The sequence below is a fragment of the Mesorhizobium sp. WSM4849 genome, from assembly GCF_055811385.1.
Genome location: NZ_JBVVPW010000013.1, coordinates 34,893 through 54,498, shown reverse-complemented (window position 1 = coordinate 54,498; position 19,606 = coordinate 34,893). Strand labels below are relative to the sequence as shown.

The 19,606-nt window shown below is 61.2% G+C and carries 26 protein-coding genes and 1 pseudogene; 13 read left to right on the top strand and 14 right to left on the bottom strand.

Annotated features, from left to right (window positions below):
* The first annotated feature begins 26 nt into the window (after window positions 1–26).
* The 8 genes from AC0L3L_RS16500 to AC0L3L_RS16465 all read left to right on the top strand — a co-directional run bounded on the left by AC0L3L_RS16500 (window position 27) and on the right by AC0L3L_RS16465 (window position 7,380).
* Entirely contained in the window at window positions 27–488 is a 462-nt protein-coding gene (locus AC0L3L_RS16500; RefSeq protein WP_473638347.1) for a c-type cytochrome, read from the top strand.
* Between the two features lie 164 nt (window positions 489–652).
* Complete coding sequence (locus tag AC0L3L_RS16495; protein ID WP_473638346.1) at window positions 653–2,077, top strand: cbb3-type cytochrome c oxidase subunit I; 1,425 nt, start codon at window positions 653–655, stop codon at window positions 2,075–2,077.
* Entirely contained in the window at window positions 2,074–3,759 is a 1,686-nt protein-coding gene (locus tag AC0L3L_RS16490; RefSeq protein ID WP_473638345.1) for a cbb3-type cytochrome c oxidase subunit II, read from the top strand. Before AC0L3L_RS16495 ends, AC0L3L_RS16490 begins: the two co-directional genes overlap by 4 nt.
* A 3-nt stretch (window positions 3,760–3,762) precedes the next feature.
* The gene (locus AC0L3L_RS16485) at window positions 3,763–3,939 is read left to right on the top strand and encodes a hypothetical protein (RefSeq protein ID WP_404282276.1); all 177 of its coding nucleotides are present in this window, start codon (window positions 3,763–3,765) and stop codon (window positions 3,937–3,939) included.
* Complete coding sequence (locus AC0L3L_RS16480; RefSeq protein WP_473526989.1) at window positions 3,911–4,120, top strand: hypothetical protein; 210 nt, start codon at window positions 3,911–3,913, stop codon at window positions 4,118–4,120. Before AC0L3L_RS16485 ends, AC0L3L_RS16480 begins: the two co-directional genes overlap by 29 nt.
* Window positions 4,121–4,289: 169 nt before the next feature.
* Entirely contained in the window at window positions 4,290–4,412 is a 123-nt protein-coding gene (locus AC0L3L_RS16475) for a hypothetical protein (protein ID WP_280178825.1), read from the top strand.
* A 56-nt stretch (window positions 4,413–4,468) separates the two neighbouring features.
* Entirely contained in the window at window positions 4,469–5,197 is a 729-nt protein-coding gene (locus AC0L3L_RS16470; RefSeq protein ID WP_473526988.1) for a sulfite exporter TauE/SafE family protein, read from the top strand.
* Between the two features lie 56 nt (window positions 5,198–5,253).
* Complete coding sequence (locus tag AC0L3L_RS16465) at window positions 5,254–7,380, top strand: heavy metal translocating P-type ATPase (protein WP_473638480.1); 2,127 nt, start codon at window positions 5,254–5,256, stop codon at window positions 7,378–7,380.
* A gap of 8 nt (window positions 7,381–7,388) precedes the next feature.
* Here AC0L3L_RS16465 and AC0L3L_RS16460 read toward each other — a convergent pair whose 3' ends face one another.
* From AC0L3L_RS16460 to AC0L3L_RS16445, 4 genes are read right to left on the bottom strand one after another with little or no spacing between them, the layout of a single operon-like run.
* On the bottom strand, window positions 7,389–8,657 hold the full coding sequence (locus AC0L3L_RS16460; protein ID WP_473638344.1) for an FCSD flavin-binding domain-containing protein: 1,269 nt from the start codon (window positions 8,655–8,657) through the stop codon (window positions 7,389–7,391).
* Entirely contained in the window at window positions 8,654–9,004 is a 351-nt protein-coding gene (locus AC0L3L_RS16455; RefSeq protein ID WP_473638343.1) for a c-type cytochrome, read from the bottom strand. The genes AC0L3L_RS16460 and AC0L3L_RS16455 overlap by 4 nt, the downstream gene beginning before the upstream one ends.
* Window positions 9,005–9,058: 54 nt before the next feature.
* Complete coding sequence (gene soxZ / locus AC0L3L_RS16450; protein ID WP_174654410.1) at window positions 9,059–9,385, bottom strand: thiosulfate oxidation carrier complex protein SoxZ; 327 nt, start codon at window positions 9,383–9,385, stop codon at window positions 9,059–9,061.
* 13 nt (window positions 9,386–9,398) lie between these two features.
* A complete protein-coding gene (locus AC0L3L_RS16445) occupies window positions 9,399–9,845 on the bottom strand; it encodes a thiosulfate oxidation carrier protein SoxY (protein ID WP_473638342.1) in 447 nt (148 codons plus the stop codon).
* Between the two features lie 167 nt (window positions 9,846–10,012).
* Between AC0L3L_RS16445 and AC0L3L_RS16440 the strand changes: the two are divergent.
* Window positions 10,013–10,246 (top strand): annotated as a pseudogene (locus tag AC0L3L_RS16440) (sulfite exporter TauE/SafE family protein); the annotation flags it as partial.
* A gap of 76 nt (window positions 10,247–10,322) precedes the next feature.
* Here the strand turns inward: AC0L3L_RS16440 and AC0L3L_RS16435 are convergent.
* On the bottom strand, window positions 10,323–10,952 hold the full coding sequence (locus tag AC0L3L_RS16435) for a hypothetical protein (protein WP_473638341.1): 630 nt from the start codon (window positions 10,950–10,952) through the stop codon (window positions 10,323–10,325).
* On the opposite strand from AC0L3L_RS16435, the gene AC0L3L_RS16430 reads away from it, so the two are divergent.
* On the top strand, window positions 10,952–11,137 hold the full coding sequence (locus AC0L3L_RS16430; protein ID WP_473638340.1) for a hypothetical protein: 186 nt from the start codon (window positions 10,952–10,954) through the stop codon (window positions 11,135–11,137). The two genes, AC0L3L_RS16435 and AC0L3L_RS16430, sit on opposite strands and share 1 nt — an antisense overlap.
* Here AC0L3L_RS16430 and AC0L3L_RS16425 read toward each other — a convergent pair.
* The 3 genes from AC0L3L_RS16425 to AC0L3L_RS16415 all read right to left on the bottom strand — a co-directional run bounded on the left by AC0L3L_RS16425 (window position 11,132) and on the right by AC0L3L_RS16415 (window position 12,547).
* On the bottom strand, window positions 11,132–11,347 hold the full coding sequence (locus tag AC0L3L_RS16425; protein WP_473638339.1) for a hypothetical protein: 216 nt from the start codon (window positions 11,345–11,347) through the stop codon (window positions 11,132–11,134). The two genes, AC0L3L_RS16430 and AC0L3L_RS16425, sit on opposite strands and share 6 nt — an antisense overlap.
* 372 nt (window positions 11,348–11,719) lie before the next feature.
* Window positions 11,720–11,905, bottom strand: a complete 186-nt coding sequence (locus tag AC0L3L_RS16420; RefSeq protein ID WP_077380219.1) for a DUF3606 domain-containing protein — start codon at window positions 11,903–11,905, stop codon at window positions 11,720–11,722.
* 243 nt (window positions 11,906–12,148) lie between these two features.
* The gene (locus tag AC0L3L_RS16415) at window positions 12,149–12,547 is read right to left on the bottom strand and encodes a c-type cytochrome (protein ID WP_473638337.1); all 399 of its coding nucleotides are present in this window, start codon (window positions 12,545–12,547) and stop codon (window positions 12,149–12,151) included.
* Window positions 12,548–12,716: 169 nt separating this feature from the next.
* Between AC0L3L_RS16415 and AC0L3L_RS16410 the strand changes: the two genes are divergently transcribed.
* Window positions 12,717–13,553 carry a universal stress protein gene (locus AC0L3L_RS16410; RefSeq protein WP_473638336.1) on the top strand — a complete coding sequence of 279 codons (837 nt, stop codon included), beginning with the start codon at window positions 12,717–12,719 and terminating at the stop codon, window positions 13,551–13,553.
* 107 nt (window positions 13,554–13,660) lie between these two features.
* On the opposite strand, the gene AC0L3L_RS16405 is transcribed toward AC0L3L_RS16410, so the two are convergent.
* Genes AC0L3L_RS16405 through AC0L3L_RS16390 form a run of 4 tightly spaced genes read right to left on the bottom strand, consistent with a single transcriptional unit; the run spans window position 13,661 to window position 15,554 of the window.
* Window positions 13,661–14,107: a pyridoxamine 5'-phosphate oxidase family protein gene (locus AC0L3L_RS16405; RefSeq protein ID WP_473638335.1), complete on the bottom strand. Its 447-nt coding sequence runs from the start codon at window positions 14,105–14,107 to the stop codon at window positions 13,661–13,663.
* Window positions 14,108–14,119: 12 nt separating this feature from the next.
* A complete protein-coding gene (locus tag AC0L3L_RS16400) occupies window positions 14,120–14,842 on the bottom strand; it encodes a phosphoribosyltransferase (RefSeq protein ID WP_473638334.1) in 723 nt (240 codons plus the stop codon).
* Window positions 14,843–14,845: 3 nt separating this feature from the next.
* On the bottom strand, window positions 14,846–15,037 hold the full coding sequence (locus AC0L3L_RS16395; protein ID WP_473638333.1) for a DUF2267 domain-containing protein: 192 nt from the start codon (window positions 15,035–15,037) through the stop codon (window positions 14,846–14,848).
* Window positions 14,973–15,554, bottom strand: coding sequence for a DUF2267 domain-containing protein (locus AC0L3L_RS16390; protein WP_473638332.1), 582 nt, complete (start codon window positions 15,552–15,554; stop codon window positions 14,973–14,975). Before AC0L3L_RS16390 ends, AC0L3L_RS16395 begins: the two co-directional genes overlap by 65 nt.
* A gap of 582 nt (window positions 15,555–16,136) precedes the next feature.
* On the opposite strand from AC0L3L_RS16390, the gene AC0L3L_RS16385 reads away from it, so the two are divergent.
* Entirely contained in the window at window positions 16,137–17,120 is a 984-nt protein-coding gene (locus tag AC0L3L_RS16385) for an alpha/beta fold hydrolase (RefSeq protein WP_473638331.1), read from the top strand.
* 188 nt (window positions 17,121–17,308) lie between these two features.
* Window positions 17,309–18,670: a glucoamylase family protein gene (locus tag AC0L3L_RS16380; RefSeq protein WP_473638330.1), complete on the top strand. Its 1,362-nt coding sequence runs from the start codon at window positions 17,309–17,311 to the stop codon at window positions 18,668–18,670.
* Between the two features lie 47 nt (window positions 18,671–18,717).
* On the opposite strand, the gene AC0L3L_RS16375 is transcribed toward AC0L3L_RS16380, so the two are convergent.
* Complete coding sequence (locus tag AC0L3L_RS16375; protein WP_473638329.1) at window positions 18,718–19,047, bottom strand: hypothetical protein; 330 nt, start codon at window positions 19,045–19,047, stop codon at window positions 18,718–18,720.
* Window positions 19,044–19,535, bottom strand: coding sequence for a hypothetical protein (locus tag AC0L3L_RS16370; protein WP_473638328.1), 492 nt, complete (start codon window positions 19,533–19,535; stop codon window positions 19,044–19,046). The genes AC0L3L_RS16375 and AC0L3L_RS16370 overlap by 4 nt, the downstream gene beginning before the upstream one ends.
* Between the last annotated feature and the right edge of the window lie 71 nt (window positions 19,536–19,606).

Here is a 19,606-nt window from a genome sequence, read left to right as displayed (position 1 = left end):
AGGGCCATACTAAGGGAGGAATGGCGATGACAATCAGAGCGATTCTCGGCACGTTGTGCCTTCCGTTCTTCGTCGCTGCGATTGCGGTGGTCGCCGTCGTAGTCGGCCCCAGCAGTGCCCACAAGGCACCTCATACACCAGAGCAGTTGAAATTATTCGACGAGGTGCTCATGGAGGAGGTCAGGAAGGGCGACCTCTTGTTCCATGGCGATACGGCGACCGCCAAACAGATGAACGTCGTTCTCTCCAAGACGGGAATGGCCTGCGCAATGTGCCATCCCATGGCCTCCGACACCCACCCGCAGTCCTACCCGAAGTTCCAGGTTGAAATCAACAAATTCGCGACGCTACGCGACATGATCAACTGGTGCATCGAGAAGCCCAACCAGGGCGAAAAGATCGAGTTCGATTCGGAGGCAATGAAGGCCTTGGAAGCGTACATCCTCTGGTCGAACGCCGGCTCGGTGTTGGTCCCCGGCAAGCATTAGTTCTTTCGGCTTGGCGCGGGCTGCGTAGGGGACGAGCTGCGCCGGAAGATATCTGAAACCGGCAACCGACATCGGGTGGTCTCGATGCCGGCAAAATTGGGAGTATTGAAAAGTCGCGCGGCTCAAGCGCGCGTGATGGAAGAGGCGCGCCCGTGGAAGAAACATTGCGTGGCAAATTTGCCGGCATCGACCTGGATGAACTGGTCGACTGGCCGGTTGTGCGAACTTGGCTCTATTGGGGCATGTTCTGGCTCTTGGTCACACCGTCGATCGGCGTGGCGCTGTCGGGCCTCTTCAATTATCCCGATTATCTAGGCACTGCCAACCTGGGACTGACCTTCGGCAGGTTACGGCCGGTCCACGTCAACGGCGTCATCTTTGGCGCGTTTTCCTCCCTCTTCATCGGCGAATGCTACTACTTGGTGCCGCGCCTCTGCGGTGTGCGGGTGCCCTGGCCGCAATGGGGCGTACCGCTGGCCTGGCTGTGGAATGTCTCCGTGGCGGCGGCGCTCATCTCGTTGCCGTTCGGCGAAAACCACGGCCTCGAAGCGGGCGAGTTCCCGCTGTTCGCGAAAATCCCGATCTTCCTCGTTGTCGCCGCGGCGACCGCACAGTTCCTGATCACCATCGCCCGACGTCTCGAGCCACCACTCTATGTCGCACTCTGGTATTTGATCGGGGCTTTCGTCTGGACGACGATGAATCTCGTACTGGGCATCATCCTGCCCTACACGATTTCTGGCATAAACAGCGCGGCCTTCCACGGCCTCTACCTCCACTACATCGTCGGATTGTGGATCACGCCAGCGGGTTACGTGCTTATCTACAATTTCTTGCCGATCAGCGTGGGCAATCCGATCTATGGTCACAAGCTCTCGCTTGTCGGCTTCTGGTCCCTCGCCCTATTCTACCCCTTTGTGGGCATCCATCATTATCTTTACAGCCCGATCGCAGATTGGGCCGAGACGATCGCGATCGTCACTTCCATGCTGCTGATCATTCCGGTTTGGACGGTGCTGGTGAACTTCTTCGGCACGGTGATGGGCCGCTGGGACGCCTTCGGCAAGAACCTCCCGGCGAAATTCCTGATCATGGGAGCGCTGATGTACCTGGCAGGCTGTTTCCAAGGCTCGACGGAGGCCTTGCGCTCGATCCAGCAGCCGACCCATTTCACCGATTTCGTCATCTCGCACTCGCACCTCACCGTGTTCGGGACGTTCGTGGTCTGGGCAATGGGCGGCCTGGTCTATGTCTGGCCGCGAGCGTGCGGGCGCGAGCTTTGGTCGTTCACCATGGGCAATTGGGCATTTTGGTTGATTACCGTCGGTATCTCCACCATGGGCCTGGTGCTGACCGCCGCCGGACTGCAGCAAGGCTTCCAGTGGATGGCCGGCACCGAATGGCTCGACACGGTGATCTCGATGCGACCCTATTGGCTGGTGCGTACCGTGGGTGGCATAACCATGGATATCGGGATGACGCTTCTCGTCATTAATCTGATGATGACGGCGCTGACCCGCCCCGCCGAAGTGGCGGAAGGTCCGGCATTCGGTTCGGCACCGGTTCCGGCTGGCGGGGCGAACCGATGAGCGCGCGATTCGTTACGCTAGTAGCCGGCATTTTTTTCTTCTTCGCCGCCCTCATCACCCAGGGTTTCCTGCCATTTTTCGAACCCTCGGCGCGAACCAACCGGGTTACTGCCGTGGTCCGCACCGATTTCGGCCAGCTCAAATGGATGATGACTGAGGCCACCGATTACACGCCGCTGCAACAACTCGGTCGCGACGTGTATCTGCGCGAAGGTTGCTGGTATTGTCATTCCCAGTACGTGCGCCCAGTGACCGGCGAGACACGCCGCTGGGGTCCGGTGACGGAGTCAGGCGAATTCGCCTACGACGTGCCGCACCTGTTCGGCACGCGGCGCATCGGACCCGATCTGATGCGGGTCGGACTTAAGTTCAGTGACGAGTGGCATCTCGCCCATTTCTGGAATCCACGCATGCTCTCCCCGGATTCGATCATGGCACCGTATCGCGGACTGTTCAACGAGCCCGAGCAGCCGGTCAAGATCGTCGATGATGGAGCCGGCAATCGCACGCTGGAAAGGACGTCGGTTTCCGAGGGGCTGTTCGACTTCGCGAGCAAGGAGCAGATCAAGCTCACGCCCAATGCCGACGGGCTGCTGTTCGTGCCCATGCAGGCGCGCGGCAAGGCCCCAGTCATTGTGATACCGAACGAGGAGTACAAAGGCGACGCGGTCAAGATCGCCGCCGAGACGAAAGACCTGGAAGGCCTGATCGCTTATATCCAGAAGCTCGGCATGGACCGCGGCAAATGGCGCGATCTTTTTGAACCACAGCAGCTTGAAGTCACGGAAGTCACATTCCCGCGTTCGAGCGAATGGATCGCCCATGGCCGGGAGGTCTATGAGCGGCGATGTCTCGGTTGCCACGGCCTGAATGGAGACGGCAATGGGCCTGCTGCGACCTTCCTTCACATACAGCGCCCGCGAAGCTTCGCGGCTGCTGTGTTCAAATTCCGGCTGACCAAGGAACCACTACCGACTGACGGTGACCTCCTGCGCACGATCACCCGCGGGGTACGCGGCACGGCGATGCCGGCCTGGTATGAACTGCCTCTCACGGATCGGCTCGCTGTCATCCAGTACATCAAGTATGAGCTGGCCGTGGACCGCTCCGATCCGGCCCAGCCTTATGCATTCTTCATCGAGGAGCCACCTGGCCCTCCGCTCTACATCGCAAAGCCGCCCACCGTTTCCCAGGCAATCCTCGAGCGCGGCAAGGAAGTGTGGCAGATCGCAAAATGCTGGGAGTGCCATGGTCAAGGCGGAAAGGGCGATGGCCAGAAGGCTGCCGGGCTGAAGGACGATCTCGGTTTTGGCATTGTGCCGGCCGACCTCACCGGCGGCCAGTTCAAGTCGGGGACAGCGGTCGAAGACATATTCCGCACCATGACGACCGGGTTGAGCGGCACGCCTATGCCCTCCTATCGGGACTCGTTGCCCGAGGAGGACCGCTGGGCGCTCTCGTATTACGTCCTCGCACTTTCGGCCTATAAAGACCCGCTCACATTGCAGGCGCTGACGATCAGCGACACGGATCGCGCGGCGCTTAATGATCTGACGCTGGAGGCGGCTTCTCCGGACGAGGCCTATGTTCCGGGCGGGGTGCCGGCGCAGAACACTTCTGAACTCGGCGAAGAGAACGGCGGATCGGTGACCGAGAAACAAAATGCTGCCGAAGGAGGCTGAGTTATGCTCGGATTTGAGGTCACCGGACCCTACGTGAGCGCGTTGCTTATGAGCCTTGGTGCGCTCTGTGTCTTTATTTGGGGCGTGCTTTCAGGCGCCTTCCACGGCGCCGATGAAGCGGCCACCAGATTCTACGAAAGGGAAGCGGAAAATGACAACGCCAAGCACACAGCAGAGTGACGGTCCGTCTCACGGTTCGGACCCCGACCACGAGATGGAGGAGTACGCCGGCGGCACCGTCCAGTCGCGACACGGGTATATCCCGATATGGCTGCTGGTCGTCTACGCGGTTCTTTTCGTCTGGGCGCTCTATTACGCCTACCTTTATTGGGGCGGAGTCGGACCGGGAAGGATCGGCTAGAGAGCACGGTCGCGCACGCCAGGTGATGGCTGACGAGTTGAGTGAAGGAGCAGGAGATGCTGATAGCCAAGATCGTAATGGGTTTAGCGATTCTGAATCTTTTCCTACTGGCCTCCGCGCTCGCTATGAACGTTGCCCTTGCTTATTTCGGCTGACCAGGAGGAGGCGTATGCTTGCAGATACCGTTTTCTCGTTCGCAAATGCGAGCCCGTACCAAGCGATCGCCTTTATCGGCGGCGCGATAGCCCACATCGCCTTCTTCGTATGGGTGGCGTACCTCGTGCGCCATTAGCGGCGCGGAGCAACACCTCTGGTTGATCGAGCGATGCGTCGGCAGGAGGTCTGCCAATGACCTATTATCTCGTGATCTTCGCCGCTGGGTTCGCGGGCAGCTTTCACTGCATCGGCATGTGCGGCGGCTTTGCCTGCGCGCTGGGCCACGATCAGCGAGGGGGGGGCGCAACCGTCCTTCGCCACCTGCTCTATAATACCGGCCGATTGACAACCTATTGCTTTCTGGGCGGGCTCGCAGGCGCGCTCGGTCAAGTCATCTGCACCACGCAGGATCTAACGGCGGCGCCGCTCTTGAACGGCTCCCTCGACATCGCCCAACGAATTCTCGCGATTGGCGCTGGCCTGCTCATGATTGCCATGGCGTTGCAGTTCTTCGGTTTGCTGCAGGTCTTTCATCGCCTTGCCATCGGATTTGGCCGCAGCACATTTGCAGTGTCCCTGCGCAGCCTGCTGACAGCCCGGAGCAGCGCCGCACCGCTTGCCTTTGGTGTGTTCAACGGCTTCCTGCCATGTCCCCTCGTCTATGCCTTCGCCGCCCAGGCGGCGAGCACCGCTGGAGCGCTTCCCGGGTTTCTCGTCATGGCATCGTTCGGACTGGGAACCTTCCCTGCGATGTTGATGATGGGCGGCGTCGGCCGGATACTCGGGCCAGCCTGGCGGTTGCGCGGCGTGCGGCTGGCTGGTGGCTTTATTCTTTTGCTTGGTCTCATCACGCTTGGCCGTGGTCTCCTGCCCTCGGACGCGCATATCGGCCTTGCTTGGCTGGGCGGACATCCCGCATGACTGCGCATGGCGATATCCTGTGTAGCCATTGCTCGCTGCCCGTCGGCGTGCGCCCGATGGAGCGCAGGCTCAACGGTGAGGCTTGCGCGTTCTGCTGCTACGGCTGTTGCATCGCCTTTCAGGTGAAGAGCGGCAGACACGAAGAGTGGGAGGCCGCCTGGCTGCTGATCCAGCTCGGCGTGGGCGGCTTTCTCTCCATGAATATCATGATGTTCAGCCTCCTCCTCTATTCGGACGCTTTCACCGGCGCCGACGCGGACGTGCTGCCGTGGATTCATCTTGTGCTCTGGATCTTCGCGACGCCGGCGGTGCTGATTCTCGGCAGCCCCTATTTTCGTGAAATGTGGCTCGATGGTATTCAGGGACGCGTGACATCATCAGCACTCATCGTGCTTGGCGTCGCTGCCGCCTATCTTTATTCGGCATTTGCCGTGTTCGAGGGCAGCACGCATGTCTATTTCGACACCGCCGTGATGGTGCTGATGCTGTTCACCGTTGGCCGCTATCTCGAGGCCGTTGGCCGCGCCAGGGCGGCGCGCGACCTCGAACCGCTCCTCGCCGCCGAAAGCGAGAGCGCAACAGTTGTCGAGGGCGCGGCAGAGATCCGCCGCCCAGTGCGGGAGGTGACGGCCGGCATGCTGGTGCGGGTCCGGCCAGGCGAGCGCATTCCAGTCGACGGCGTGGTTGTCGAGGGGGAATCGAACATCGATGAAGCCGTGATCACCGGAGAAAGCCGGCAAGTGACAAAGGGCGCCGGCTCCAAGGTGATTGCCGGCAGTATCAATATCGACGGCCCGCTCCTGATCCAAAGCAGCGGTGACGGAACCGCAACCCGCTGGGCACAGATTTGCCGGTCGGTGCGCGAGGCGCTCAGCCGTCGCAGTCCAACCCAACGCCTTGCCGATCGCGTCGTTGGCGTGGCCGTGCCGCTCGTGCTCGCCCTCGGCGGGCTGACGTTCGTTTACTGGGCGCAGTCGTTGCCGTTCGATCGGGCGTTGCTGATTGGCCTCTCGGTACTGGTGGTTGCCTGTCCGTGCGCCGTAGGCCTGGCCGCTCCGATGGCGACATCGCTCGGCATTGGCCGGCTGGCGCGACACGGTTGCCTCGTCCGCGACCCCGGCGTGCTTGAGACCCTCGCGCGTGTACAGTTGCTAGCTTTCGACAAGACCGGCACTTTGACGGCGGGCAAAGCGCGTCTCGTCGGCGTCGACTGCGAGGAGGTCGGCATCGACGAAGTACTGGCGCGCGCCGCCGGTCTGGAGCGGCTTTCCGAGCATGGTCTGGCGCGGGCCATCGCGGCAGCCGCCGCTCAGCGGGGCATCACGCCGCTCTTCACCCGCGATGTCCGGACGGTTCCCGGCCGTGGCATCCGCGGCAGCGCCGAAGGTCGGCCCGTGGCGGCAGGGAACGGCAGAATGATGAATGATCTGGGCTGGCCGCTTCCCCCGTCGCTGGCCGAGCGTGCGCGGTCGCTGGAGGCGAGCGGTCATTCGGTGGTCTATGTCGGTTGGGGCGAGCAGGTTCACGCCGTGCTGTCGCTCGATGATTCACCGCTTCCCGAGGCGCAGGCGGCGATCGCGGCCCTGCGTGAGCGCGGGCTCGACGCCACGCTGTTGACCGGCGACTTGGCGCAAGCGGCGGAGCGGATCGCGGCCCTGGTCGGGATCAAGGACGTCCAAGCGGGCCTTTCGCCGGAGGCCAAACGGCTGGCCCTGGATCGGCTCCGCCATGACCACGGTTCGGTGGCGATGGTCGGCGATGGACTGAATGACGGGCCGGTCCTGGCCGCCGCAGATGTCGGTATCGCCGTCGGCTCCGCCACCGATCTCGCCCGCGAGACTGCGGCGCTCGTGCTGCCTGCGGACGGATTGTGGATGCTGCCCTGGATCGTCGACGTGGCCCGCGCGGTGCGCAGGACCATCTTGACCAACCTTATGTGGGCGTTCGGCTACAACCTCGTCGCCCTGACGTTCGCAGCATTCGGACTTCTGCAGCCAATCCTTGCGGCGGCTGTCATGGCCGGCTCGAGCATCCTCGTGGTGGTTAATTCGCTGCGGCTGGAACGGTTGCCCGATCCTGTTCCATCGCTGGTCCCGGAGCAACGATCCGGCACCGAGGCGGAGCATACCCGCCATGGCCCCGGCATTTCCGCAATGGCCGGCCCAGCCGTCGAGCGGAGTTGAGTTTCGTTTCAGCCAAACACGTCGTGCGTGAAGGCGTCATACCAGCCTTCCGCCGCGCGCGCAGCCTGCCGGCGGACCTCGGAGCTTTCCTCGACCTTGCTGACGAAGCTGATGACTCTCTTGAGCTTCCCGTCGACGGGCTTGAAGCTGATGGCGTTGCTGAACGCATCGTCGGGGGCGAGATAGGTGTAGCAGGTGTTGAACAAATGCGCCGGGAAACGCGCTGATCCGGCGAGATCGGCCGCGATGGCGAAGGCGCAGGCCTTGGCCTGGCTGTTGGCGCAGAAGGCGGATTTCGGCATATCTCCGCCGATGATCGCGTCGCCGACCAGGTGGATGCCGGGCTGCAGTGCCGATTCGAAGGTGACCGGATCGACCGGGCACCAGCCCGACTGGTCGGTGAGCCCGGCCTGCTGCGCCAGGCGCCCGGCCATTTGCGCCGGGACGACATTGGTGACCGCGGCCTTGAATGTTGCGCCCGCAGTGATCACCGATCGGGTCTTCGGATCGACAGCCGTGACCCCGCCGGTAAACTGGGCGGGCAGCCATTCGATCATTCCCGGATAGTGGCGATTCCAGGCGTCTTGGAACACGTCCTGTGCGTTGAACTTGTCCTTCGCATCGAGGATCAGAATTTTGGTTTTCGGTTTGCTGTGCTGGAAATATGATGCGACGAGCGAAGCGCGCTCATAGGGGGCGGGTGGACAGCGAAACGGATCGGGCGGAACGACGATGAGGAACAGGCCGCCGTCCTCCATGCTTTCCAGCTGCCGGCGCAGCAGCTTGCTTTGCGGTCCTGCGTTCCAGGCGTGCGGCATGATCTCCATCGCCGCATCGTCATAGCCCTCAAGCGCCCGGTCCCTGAATGCGATGCCCGGCGCAACAACGAGACGGTCATAGCTGAGCTTCGAGCCGTTGTTCAGCGCAACGGTTTTCGCCGCCGGGTGAATCGCCGCGGCGGACTCATGAATGACGGTGATGCCGTATTGCCTTGCCAGCGCTTCATAACCATGGCCGAGCGATTCGAACGGGCGTAGCCCGGCGAGATAGAGATTGCTGAAAAAGCAGGTCGTGTAGCTCTGCCGCGGTTCGATCAGGGTCACGTCGACGGCCGTGGCGCTGGAGGCGAGATATTTGGCGACCGTTGCGCCGCCGATGCCGCCGCCGATCACGACGACACGCGCCTTGGCCTGGCCCCGCGCCTTCGACTGGTTGAGCGCCGTTAGCAACGCTGCTCCCGTCAGGCGGCCGAACTCGCGACGCGTCCAGGATTTCATCGCGGGTTACTTCCCTGCTTCGCGACATAGCGCGCGACGCTCGCGATCTCCTCGTCGCTGAGCGACAGCGCGATAGCGTGCATGATGTGATTTGGACTCTCGCTCGCCCGGTAGGCAAGCAGGGCGTTGGTGAGCCTCTCCTCGCCGAGCCCGATGATGCTGGGAATGCCTGTGCCGCCGCCATCGAGACGATGGCAGGACGCACAGGTCGCGGCGAGTTGAGCGCCTTGATCGGCCTCCGCCGCCGCGCCGGATTGGCTGACGAGCAGCACGAGGCCCGTGGCAATCCCAGATCTCGCGACGGGGCGCAGGCTGAATACCCGTCTGTTTCGGAGTTTTCCGGTCACGCTCCCACTCAACTTGTCACGCCATAATTCGCGCAGCTCGATTGCGCCGCCACCTCAACCGACCGTGAACTGGTGCGACAACGTATAGACGGCACCGCCATCTTCTTCCCAAACGAAATCGAGCCGGCCGCTCTCCGTCGCGCGCAAGGAAAATTCGAAGAACGGATTGGCCGAAATCGCCTCGTGGAGATCGACACTGAACACCACGGTTTCGTTGTAGCGGCAGACAAACTTGTTGATGATCTTGCGCGGGATCACGTTGCCTTGATCATCATGGCGTAGCCCTGTTTCCATCTCATGGCTGATGATGGTCTTGACCTGAAAAATCTCTCCCTTCGCTGCGGCGCTCGGCACGATCACGCGTGGTGTCGGGGTGGTCACTGTCTCTCCGATCTCAGGCACAGCCATCCGTGGCGACACGGACCCACGTCGTGGTCATCAGCAAGACGCCGTCATTCATTTCAGCGACAGCGACGACGTGTTGCGGTTTGGCAAGCCGGATGCGTGTCGACACGCGAGGTAGACTGCGTTGCGGGACGAAATGGAAACTGGCGACTTCGATAAGCGGGTTCCGCGGCGCGAACACGCGGATTTGCATCACATGGTCGGCCTCGGTCATGGGGCTGTCGATGTCGAGACGCATAGGCACGGTGTAACCGGTCGGGAAGTCCGCCGGCATAATCAGATGAATGCGATCTGACACCGTGGCCTTCCGTCCGATGAGTTGCTCGATGAGATCCAACGCTTCATCGTTCGCACGCGCGCTCGGCGGCGAGAAGAGCGCGACCCCGGCAAACCCCACACTCCCGGCGATCAACACATCGCGGCGCGTCAAGCTCATCGTCCCGGTCTCCAAAACCCTGCCACCTCTTTAGGCCACTCTAAGAACACATCGGCGGCGGCAGGCGGCGCACTGGACACATCAGTGCGGCAGCTTCTGCGAAATTAGCACCGACAACCGCTGGGAGCAATCTCGCGGAAGTGCCCACGGACGCCCTTTAAACCAATGCACTCTGTTTTACCGGCCGTTGGGAGCACGCCGGCGGATTCTGCGACTACCTAACTGCGGTTGCCGGCCTGATCGCTGGAGGCGTTTTTGCGGCACCGCTGTCGGGATAGATGGTCAAGGCATTGCGGGAAAGGACGTCTTGCGGGTTGTCGGATCTCTGGTCACACTCTTGGCCCGGCTATCAGATGCTCGAATTAACTGGAGCGCTCGAACCGCGCCAGCGCAATGTCTGATTTACAGGCATGCGCGACATTCACGATAAGGCTGAAAAAGGACGGGTTAGGGTCACGACGTTCCCTTAACCTCCCATCAGGGATGGTCGCAAGAGGTCGAAAGCAGTCTCCTTAGTCCTCGTCCCTCCAGACCACTTTCGGCAAGACGCCTAACCCGGATGCCTTGCCGTTCTCGGGCAGACGGGTTCTGAGTTTCGACATGCATGAACTCGTTCTTGCCGCATCGTTCGCAGCTCATTTTGCTTCCCACCAGCTCGGCCTCTATGTCCCCGAAGATTTCCTTCAGGTCGCCCGGCTGATACCAACGCTTGACGTTGGAGAGCCCGCATTGAACGCGCACAAGCTGCCCAATCTCGTGGGCATTGCTGAGCTTCCATTCGCTGCCGCGCTTACGTCTTCCACCAGTATCAGGCATGATCCAAAATAGGAACTCATTCCTCTCCTGGCCAATTTCGCTCTTGACATTTATGTTCTCTTTTTGTTCCATGCGGCGTGAAGCGTTTGGAGTAATCGCCATGGACCACATCGTGACGCTCGACAGCCCCAAGAGGCCGCCCTTCAAGAGATCGCCGACAACTTCGTTGCCCTCCACAAAGGGGATGTGATGAAGGCCCTCAAGGAAATGACCGTCCTCAACGGCCGCCTTCAGGAGCGCCTTGGCGCACTCTCGGCGCCGCGCCGGGCTTCCCGCTCGGAGGAACGGCAATGGGCATCCTGCACCTAGACGCCGAAGCCAAGGTCGAACTGCACTCGGAGGCGGTGAAGCTGATAGCCCGCTACGAAAGCCCCCTGGAAACCGTGAAGGCGCTCATGGTTTATAACTGTGAGCTGGAAACCAAGATCCTCGCCATAGCCCCACCGGCATCCGGGGCTAGCGGAGCTCAGCTATGACGATACGCCGGTGGTGTTGGGGTGATTGCCATGGGCGACCAACTCGATAGGTCGCAGCAACAGCAAATTGATCCTGCCGCCGCTGCCAGACTCGCCGGTCAGCGCAAGGCTCTTGCCCGCCTCCAGCGAAAGATCGATCCCGTTCAGAACATGCAACGGCCCCTCGCCAGTGGGGTAGAATTTGTCGATCTGGTGCAGCCTCAGCAGCATGTTACTCCCCGGAGGTCGCGTGCATCTGACACGGCATGCCCGTGAAATAGCGCCAAACAACGACCCTTTTCATACAGCCTCCAAACCCGCTGCCTTATTTGGAGAAATGGTTTTTTTCAGAGGGCTCGCGTTTTGCATCTAACGCGACCTCCACTTGGAATTCGATGTACAATTACGATCTAGTGCGGTTCTCAGCTAGGCGGGATAGGCGTTGACCGTACCGTCGCAACTCACTCTCCAAACGGAACTGGAGCGCTGCCTTCAATTCCTCAGCAGTGCCGATGCCGTTGCTGAAAAGCGCCATGATTATGCCTGCAGCCTGGTCACACTCAGGCGTGCTTGGCTCTATGCCAGCCTCACGGCAATACGCGATCAAACCTTTCGGGCAACGAGTTCCTCTTCGATCTTTGCGCGGTTGTTTCCATACTTTTTTACCAGCCTGAGGGCATCAGCCCGTTCGAGATGGTGCTTCTTCATGAGGTACCCGACTTCATAGTCTTCGCCACCGTCGACCCGTGCTCTGTCTTGCGGACCACGCTTTGACTTGTCGTCTGCCATGACAACCTCCATGGGCGATCGCCTCGCCCAAACGTGTCAAGGATAATCCTCTAATCGTCGGGGACAAGGACGTAGTCCCCAACCATGTCGAAACCGCACAACTCCGCGGTCGCAGGCTGCTTGAACATCAGGCTGCTTGAACATAGAGCCTACATTCGCGCTCATGGCCAGGACATGCCCGAGATACTTGAATGGAGGTGGGATGAGGGTCCTAATGAGGCGGAACTTGGCTGCTGCCGGAATCTAGTCCTGCAGCGTCTCAATGTAACCGGCCAGGTTGTGAATGCGTTCCGTTGTGACGACCTCGCCGCCACTGGGGCCATAGACCTTTGCGTCTTCCTCGAGGAACTGGCGACCCCACACCGGCATCTCGCGATCGCCATGGCTTGGCAAGGCAAAGCGACCGTCGATTGTCGCGAAGACCCTCGAATAGGGAAACGAGCCGCCGTTCCGTTCGGATAGACGCGTCAGGTCGGCCGGACGCTTCAACAGCACATTGCCCAAAGGCCCATCGCCCTTGCCGTGGAGACCGTGGCAGACCGCGCAGGAGTTCAGGTATTCCGCCTCGCCATAACTCATTTCCTGCGCGGTGGACGCCTGGCAGGCCATGGTTGCGAGAGCTGCCGCTATGAGGAATTTCATCGGCGTGTTCCCAATTGGTGGCCAAGCCTACAGCGTCGGCACGCGGACACGTTGATCCGGATCAATTGCATAGGGGGCGGTCTTTGATTCAGCGCAATGAACACGGCGAGCAGTCTCGCCATTGTTGCAACGACGATTGAAATTTGAGGCAAAATCAGGAGCAGGCGTTATGGCTTTCAAAACGATCCTTGCGGTTACAGGACCGAGCCAGGGTGACGGCGATCTCAAACTTGCCGCCGGCCTGTGCGAGCAGTTTGGTGCCCATCTTTCCGTGCTCGTTCTCGTGCTTGCGGCACCACCCTCGGGCGGTGGATATGCCGCTGCAGTTTCACCGGCGTGGCTGGAGGAACGCCGGGCCGACCTCAAGAGGCTTAAAGAGCGAACTTCGGTCGTTTCCGCATTCCTTTCCCAAATCGTCACATCGGGCGATCTGATCGACGACTATCCCGACACTGCCTGGGCCGACGAAACGATCGGCCGACGTGCCCGCTATGCCGATATTACGGTTATTGGACCGGAGTTGCTTGCCGGCGAAACGCTGAAGAGCAAAGTGATCGAAGGCGCGTTGTTTTCTTCCGGCAAGCCCCTGCTGCTCATCCCCGAGGGATCGCGGCCGACACTGAAGCCGAAACGCGTGCTGGTCGCCTGGGACGCCCGTCTGGAGTCATCGCGCGCGGTCCGCGAGTCTCTCGACATGCTGATAGGCGCCGACGAGGTGCACCTCGTCATGGTCGACCCGGTGGAGGACGAATACCACCACGGCGCCGAACCCGGAGCCGATGCCGCTGCCTATCTCGCGCGGCATGGCGTGAAGGTCACGGTCGACCGGCTGCCGAGCTCGAACCATTCAGTCGCTGACGTGCTTCGTCGGCACGCCGTCGATATCGCCGCCGATCTGATGGTCATGGGCGCTTATGGCCATTCCCGGTTGCGTCAGCGCATCTTCGGCGGCGTCACCAAGTCGATGCTTGAGGATCCATCGATGCCGATCCTTATGGCGCGGTAGCAATGCAAGGACTGAAAACTGCCGGGCCGGCGCGATCTGCCGGCCCTTGTTTTTGGAGGATCCGTCACGTGCTGTTCTGCGCGAGGCATCGAACTGGTGGAAACAGCCTACTCGCTTGCTTCCCGGCCCGACACCTGCTCGATGAGGATCCGGAAGAAGACGTGCGGCGTGCTATCTGACACGGGAGGCATGACAGGCTTGAACGCGCCAGGGTCCCACCAGTCGGCGTGCTTGCTCAACACCGACCATGCATGATTGCGCTGAACCTTGTGGCCGATCCGATCCGGCAGTTCTTCAAAGCGGCCGTCGACAATCACGCTTCTCCATCCGCGTCCCTGGCCGTGTTCCTCGACCTGAGCGCACACCAGGGGATTGGCCCGCATCCAGTCGATCTTCTTACCCAGCAAGGAGAACGCATAGAGGTGATTGTCGGCGTAGGCGTAGTTGAAGCACACGACGTAGGGTTGCCCGTCCTTCGCGCATGCCAAGTGGCCGACGCGATTGGCCGCCAGCAATTTCGTGCATTCCAAGGCAGAAAGTGTGCGGATCAGCATCGGTGCGATCTCCTATTTTTCACGGCGGTTCAGTGTCGTTGTTTCTCTGGCCGCGCCTGAGGCGCGCTTCTGATTTCGGTGCCCGCCGGCTTTTCGCGACTGGACAGCCTCGTCCATCGCGGCGATGACCTCGTTGTCGGACAGCTGAGGGAAGCTCAGATAGTGGTAGCCAAGGGCGCGGAACTGTCCAGGCTGACTAAGGCAAACAACGCGGTCGGCTTCCCGGGCCAGATCAGCCACCGTGTCCTGCGGCGAAACAGGAACCGCTACGACGATTTCCCGTGGTGACCGGCGCTTGAGCGCACGGATCGCGAACTTCATCGTCGTGCCGGTCGCGACCCCGTCATCCACGATGATCGCGGTCTTTCCGGCGATCGACAAGGGTGGATGCGTTCCGCGATAGGCAAGCCGGCGCCGTTCCAACTCGGGGCGCTCTTTCGCGATCAAGACGCGAAGCGCGTCATCATCGAGGGAATAAGCTTCGATGATCTCCCGATTCAGCACGACGTCCGGAGGGTCGCCGTCCACCATCGCGGCGATGGCCAGTTCGGGATTTCCCGGTGCGTCCACCTTGCGCACGATGATCAGGTCGAGCGGAGCCTTCAGGGCTTTGGCCACTTCGGCGGCGACAGGAACGCCGCCCCGCGGCAAGGCGAGAACGACGGGCTGGTGTAGTCGGAGTTTCTCCAACTCGATGCTAAGTTTTCGCCCGGCCTCCTGACGATCGCGAAACATCGGTCAATCCGCAGGCCAGAGATGGCGGAGCGACTTCTTCATCGAGTTCCGGACCTGGACGATTTCGCCATGCGAAATGTGGCGGTCGAGGAGTTTGAAAACCGCTCTGATCCCCTTGCCGATATCAACGTCAAGCTCGTACCCGAAGCTTTTCCTGACGCAAATGAGGAAATCGATCTTTTTTCGTTCCCACATGGGTTCGTCCGACGGTTTCCAGCCTTCGAAATATATGCCTCTGATGGAGCGCTGGCAGCTGAGCTGAAAGGTCGGCCATTTCCTCCGGCGACAACCAATCCCGCAGCGTGTGCAGAACAGATTTCAGAAATCTGTATGCGCGTTGTTCGCTCCAATCCAAATCCTGAGCCAACTCGTTGACCCATTGCTGCGCCTGTTCGGCAGCAGCGCGCGCATGCAAAACAAGAAGACGTGTCGGATCACCGATCTCCTCGCGCCAGGACGCATCATCCCCGGCAACGCTGCGAAACTCTTCTCTCAACACCTTCAGCCGTTCTTCGATTTGCTGCATACGTTGACGCATCATCTCGGTTGCCGCAATGCCGCCATCGTCGCTGGGAGCAAACACATACGCATCAGCTGCGGCAAAGCCGATCAGTGTGGCTTCGAACCGCCGCGCCAATTCCTGAGCGGAGATCGTTCGCGGAGCGGCCGGAGAATCGACGTCAAGTTGAACCATAATGGTATTGAAGATCATTTTCGTGCTCCTCTAAGACCTCGCTGCAAGATCACCATGAAGCCCGGCCTTTTACCTTGATGCGCATCAAAGCACATGCCGGCAGTCCGTCAGGTCACATCGTCATCGCCGGCCGCGCCGCCTTCGGCCTCCCAATCCGAAATCCGCCGTGATTGGTCCGCATCGAAGCGGAGCCGAACGCCGGCACCTCCCATGGCATCCTCGGGAATAAATTCCGCTCCAAGTTGCTCCAAAGCGCGTCGCACGGCGAGCATATCGGCGTTGGACAAATTCCGGCCGGTCCTTTCGAAAGACAGGATAGCTTCTGGCGAAACCCCGGACGTCGCAGCCAACAGAGTGCGGTCGACATGTCATCGTAGTGGCCATATCCACCATAAGAAGGGCGCCTCGCCTCGCCTACATCGTCATTTCCGGTTCCAGAGGGCGTTCCTTCGCTGGGGGCGCCGACCGGCTTCCGCCTCCCACAATTGATAGCATCCGAATACACCGGCCGATGCTGTCACGCAGGGAAATTGAGGTAAATCAACCTGCTTCCAAGCGAGATATGCCAATATTCGCCTGTCCTTTGTGGAGCTTTTTCCAATGAGACGAATTGGTGGTTTCCTGCTGGCCATGTCTATCGCCATAGCGGCCACGGCGAGTGTGGCTTTCTTGCTTTACAAGAACGAGCTTGGCCGTATGCGCGACGCTGCCAGCCGCGGCAGTGTGGTCGCCAAGCTCGACATAGGCCCGATCGAATACGCCGACAGTGGCGTGGGTACTCCGCTCTTATCGATCCACGGCGCCGGTGGCGGCTTTGACCAAGGCCTTGCCAATGCAGCCAATCTTGTGGGTGAGGGCTTTCGGATCATCGCGCCGTCGCGCTTCGGCTATCTGCGCACGCCCGTTCCGCAGGATACCTCTCCAGCCACGCAGGCCGATGCGCACGCGGCGCTGCTGTCCAAACTGAACGTTCCCAAAGCGGTGGTCGTCGGCGTTTCGGCGGGCGCGCGTTCTGCGGTTGAGCTAACACTCCGGCACCCGGACAAGGTCACCGCTCTAATTTTGATCGTCCCAGGCCTTTATTCGCCCACCAGTCCGGTCTCGATAGAAGCGAGCCGCGGCAACAAGTTCGTATTCTGGGTCGTCAATGCCGGCGGCGATTTCGCATGGTGGGGCACCGAGAAGATCGCACCGTCAGTGCTCGTTCGCTTCCTCGGCGTTCGGCCCGCGCTGGTTGCGGCTGCGCCTCGGGCCGAGCGGGACCGCGTCATGAGCATCGTCAAGAGCGTTGAGCCGTTGTCGCTGCGTTTCCCCGGAATCAACATCGATAGCGCCCCCGAGTTACATGAACTGCCGTTGGAAGTAATTACTGCGCCGACGGTCATTATTTCTGCGCGCGACGACCTGTTTAACACGCTGCCGGCAGCTGAGTTCGCCGCAGCCAAGATCCCCGGTGCCAAACTGGTCGTCTACGACACTGGGGGACATCTTCTGGTTGGACAGCAGCAGGATGTTCGGATAGCAGTTCGCACGTTCCTAGCTGGCGCCGGCCTCATCCCGCCACCCGTTGGCCCGAGACAGTGATACAGCATCCGCTTGGGGCAGAATCGCCTCACAGGTCGTTTCGTTGCTGTCGCCCATCGAAGGAACAGTCGCAAGGGGAGGGCAGCGCATCATGGCGGCGCTCGCCTTCTTGGGCACTTGCGTATCTTTCGGGCGACCTCTTCGACGACCATACGCATCCGTGAACAGCGGTCAGGGAACACAGAGCGATGCGATCGCATTCTCCCGAGAGCAACCGCATCGTGACCACCTCTGCCATGGAAGACGATCTGGCGACCCTGCAGCGGGAGACATTCGACTACTTCATCCATGAAGTGAACCCCGCCAACGGCCTCATTCTGGACAAGACCGAAGCGAATTGGCCCGCAAGCATCGCCGCCACTGGCCTTGCGCTGGCGTGCTATCCAGTGGGAGTCGAGCGCGGATTCATGACGCGAAGCGCGGCTGCGCAACGCACCTTGGCGACGCTGCGCTTCTTCCGGAACAGTCCGCAGGGCCTGGAGCCGGACGCTACCGGATATCGCGGCTTCTACTACCATTTCCTGGACATGCAGACCGGCCGGCGCGCCTGGCAATGCGAGCTGTCGACGATCGACAGCGTGTTCCTGCTGGCTGGGGCGCTGGCTGCAGGGCAGTATTTCGATGCCGACACCGAGGCCGAAGCCGAGATCCGCAGCTTGGCAGAGGCGCTTTATCACCGAGCCGATTGGCGTTGGGCGCAGGATGGAGGAGAGACCGTCACCCATGGCTGGACACCCGAGCACGGGTTCCTGAAATATCGCTGGCAAGGCTATGACGAAGCGCTCTTGCTCTATGTCCTGGGACTAGGTTCGCCGACACACCCGTTAACCCCGAGCAGCTACACTGCATGGACCGCGACCTTCCGATGGGAGAACTGTTACGGCTTCGACTACCTCTATGCGGGACCGCTGTTCATCCACCAGCTTTCGCATGTATGGATCGATTTTCGCGGCGTGCAGGATGCCTTCATGCGCAGTAAGGGAAGCGACTATTTCGAGAACACCCGACGCGCCACCTTCGTCCATCAGCGTTACGCTGTCGAAAATCCGCGTGGATTCGAGGGTTACGGCGAATACTGCTGGGGCATCACCGCAAGCGAGGGTCCTGGGCCTTCCACGCTCAAGTTGAACGGCATCGAACGCAGCTTTGAGGATTATGTCGCGCGCGGCGTCCCGTACGGCCCCGACGATGGCACGCTCGCGCCGTGGGCCGTCGTGGCCTCCTTGCCGTTCGCGCCAGAAATCGTCCGGCCGGCGATCAGCTTCTGCATCCACCAGGCCAAGCTCAAGGCCGCCAATGCCTATGGTTTCAAGGCGGCTTTCAATCCGACGCATCCAGGGACGACGGACAACGCCTTTGGATGGTGGGTTTCGCCCTGGCACTTCGGCCTCAACGAAGGCCCCGTCGTCCTGATGATCGAGAACGATCGCAACGGCCTCCTGTGGCGGCTGATGCGCTCGTGCCGGTACATCCGCAGCGGCCTGCAACGGGCGGGATTTGAAGGCGGCTGGTTGGGAGAGTTCGATCGGGAACCGACGCCAGCTGTTTGATCGGCTTGCGCCGAGGTAGAGCGTATTCGGCGGTTGAAGGAGTCTGCTCACTGTGGAGCAGGAGGACTCCTCCTCGAAACGGAAAAAGGCTCGGCCCTCTCCAGCGGTGGCGGCGGCCGTCGCGGCAGCTTCAGGCTCACCAGCGCGGCGAGCCCCATGGCGGCGGCAGCGGCAAAGAAAGCGGCGCCTTGCAGGCCGGGGAAACCGAACAGCAGGCCGGCGGCCGCAGAGCCTACCGACAGCCCGAGACTGACCGCCGCCGACTGGATGCCCCGTTCCATGCCCCCGGTTCGCGCGGTGATGCGCGACACCAAATAGGCGAGCAGCGGGCTTATTACCCCGGCCGACGCCGCGACAACGGAAATGGCGAAGATCATTTCGCCGAAGCCGGCAACTGTCGGAAAGACCGCCAGATGACCATCACCAGGAAGGCGGGGGCCACAAGCAACCTTGCCGTTGCCGGTTTGACGAGCGGCGAAAAGATGAGGCCTTGGACTGCAAACATGACCACGCTGCACGTCGCGAACATGAGGCCGAGCGCGGCGGGGCCCATGGCGAGTTCGAGGTTTCGCAACGTGAGCCCGACTTCGAATGCGCCAAGCCCTGCCGCGGCGACAGCGGCAAGTGCGAGCAGCCGTAGCTCTCCGGGTACGAAGCCGCGATTGCGCGCCTCGACAGAGGCCCTTGGCAACAGGTTTCCAGGCAGCGCAAACCACACGCCAAGGGCTGCCGCGACAGCGAGGCCGGACTCAAGAAAGAAGGGAACGGCCTGCGGTAGGGCCGCCGCCGCACCCAAGTCAAACTCCAGTTCCGCAGCGAGCCCGCCGAGCATCGGCCCGACCAGGAAGCCCGCGATCGATGCCATGCTGATCCAGCCGAACGCTCTTGCGCGGCGATCGTCCCCGCCTTCGGTGTCGGCCCCGCCCTCGATGTCGG